Genomic DNA, 292 nt, shown 5'->3' with positions numbered 1-292 from the left:
CTGGAAAAAGGGGAGCATACGGTATCTATCGGAACGCCGATCGCGAACCAGTCGGTGTACATCCTGAACAGCCAGCAACAGCTGGTACCGATCGGTATCGCAGGTGAACTCTATATCGGGGGTGCAGGTGTCGGACGAGGATACCTGAATCTGCCAGAGCTGACGGCAGAGAAGTTTGTCCTGAATCCGTTCGCTGTTGCGGCAGCAACCGATCCAGCGGACAGCACTTACGCACACCGAATGTACCGAACGGGCGACCTGGCCCGGTGGTTGCCAGACGGCAGCATTGAGT

1 protein-coding gene is annotated in these 292 nt (G+C 57.5%); it reads left to right on the top strand.

The window, feature by feature from the left end:
- The coding region (locus G9G53_RS25905; RefSeq protein ID WP_165150907.1) for an AMP-binding protein at window positions 1-292 on the top strand (292 nt) is incomplete at both ends.

The sequence above is a fragment of the Paenibacillus sp. EKM206P genome (assembly GCF_011066155.1).
Classification (GTDB): Bacteria; Bacillota; Bacilli; order Paenibacillales; family Paenibacillaceae; genus Paenibacillus; species Paenibacillus polymyxa_D.
Note: the sequence above shows the minus strand (reverse complement) of the source record. Positions and strands in the feature narration are given on the sequence as shown.